The sequence below is a fragment of the Bifidobacterium sp. MSK.13.1 genome, assembly GCF_019131435.1.
In the GTDB taxonomy this organism is placed as follows: domain Bacteria; phylum Actinomycetota; class Actinomycetes; order Actinomycetales; family Bifidobacteriaceae; genus Bifidobacterium; species Bifidobacterium pseudocatenulatum.
This window is the reverse complement of the sequence record NZ_JAHOMM010000017.1, coordinates 1-1,798: the sequence shown is the minus strand read 5'-3', so window position 1 is coordinate 1,798 and position 1,798 is coordinate 1. Positions and strand designations below refer to the sequence as shown.

1 rRNA gene is annotated in these 1,798 nt (G+C 60.4%); it reads right to left on the bottom strand.

From position 1 onward, the window contains the following. A 23S ribosomal RNA gene (locus tag KSY55_RS09030) occupies positions 1–1,633 on the bottom strand; the annotation flags it as partial. Positions 1,634–1,798 lie beyond the last annotated feature (165 nt).

Sequence of the window (1,798 nt, the reverse complement as noted above, 5' to 3'; positions counted from 1 at the left end):
AAACCACCTCCGCGGCCGGCTCCCATTCCGTGTCACCCCTGTGCGCTAGCCTACCGGGACTACGCTCCCAACGGCCACGCGCCCCGAACCCCGAAGGGAACGACGCCACGCGACCGGAGGTTAGTACTCATCCGTTCGGCTCTTACGGTACGCCGCCGGTACGGGAATATCCACCCGTTCATCCATTCGACTACGCCTGTCGGCCTCGCCTTAGGACCCGACTCACCCGGGGACGACGAACGTGGCCCCGGAACCCTTGGTCATCCAGCGGACGGGATCCTCACCCGTCTCTCGCTACTCATGTCTGCATTCTCACTCCCGCGCGGTCCACGGCACGGTTCCCCGGCCGCTTCGCCCCACGCGGGACGCTCTCCTACCCAACGGCCGCAAAGGCCGCTGCCGCGTCTTCGGTGGTGTGCTTGAGCCCCGCTACATTGTCGGCGCGGAACCACTAGACCAGTGAGCTGTTACGCACTCTTTCAAGGATGGCTGCTTCTGAGCCAACCTCCTGGCTGTCTATGCGACTCCACATCCTTTCCCACTTAGCACACGCTTCGGGACCTTAGACGACGATCTGGGCTGTCTCCCTCTCGACGACGGAGCTTATCCCCCGCCGACTCACTGCCGGAATACACATCCACGGTATTCGGAGTTTGGCTGCTATTGGTACCCGACACGGGCCCGCAAGCATCCAGTAGCTCTACCCCCGCGATGCAATCAACCGACGCTGCACCTAAATGCATTTCGGAGAGAACCAGCTATCACGGAATTTGATTGGCCTTTCACCCCTAGCCCCAGGTCATCCCCCCGGTTTTCAACCCAGGTGGGTTCGGTCCTCCACGCGGTCTTACCCGCGCTTCAACCTGCCCAGGGCTAGATCATCCCGCTTCGGGTCCAGGGCGCGCGACTCAAAACGCCTTTTGAGACTCGCCTTCGCTACGGCTCCCCCACCACGGGTTAGCCTCGCCACGCACCACTGACTCGCAGACTCATTTTTCGATAGGCACGCCGTCACCCCACCAGGGAGGCTCCGACGGATTGTAGGCGCACGGTTTCAGGAACTCTTTCACTCCCCTCCCGGGGTGCTTTTCACCTTTCCCTCACGGTACTGGTACGCTATCGGTCAGACAGGTATGCTTAGACTTACCCCACGGTCGGGGCCGATTCACACGGGATTCCACGAGGCCCGCGCTACTTGGGACACATGATCGGAAGACGGCAAGCTTCCAGGTACGGGGCTGGCACCCTCTGCGGCCAGGCCTTCAAGCCTGTTCCCCTGGCAAGCCGTTTTATGACTCCCGCCCGGTCCGTCGGAACCGGGACACACGCTCCCGCAACACCACGAACGCAACCCCCGACGGGTATCACGCGCCCATGGTTTGGTCTGATCCGCTTTCGCTCGCCACTACTCACGGAGTATCCCTTCCTGCAGGTACTGAGATGTTTCACTTCCCTGCGTACCCCCGGAACAACAAGGTTCCGTGCCGGCCCATGACGGCCGGCGGGTTGCCCCATTCGGAAATCCTCGGATCGAAGCCATGTTGGAGGCTCCCCGAGGCTTATCGCATCCTCAAACGTCCTTCATCGGTACTGTCTGCCAAGGCATCCACCATACGCCCTTCAGGGCGGCACACGCCCCGAAAAACCCTAATGATAGCTTCAAACGCCAGACGACAAATCATCACACTGTAAAAAATGATCACAAAACGATCGATCTCGAAACCAGACTCCAAAAAAGAAGCCTGGCGAAATCGCGATAAAGCAAGCAGGACAACAATCCTGCATTGCTCGCGTCCAC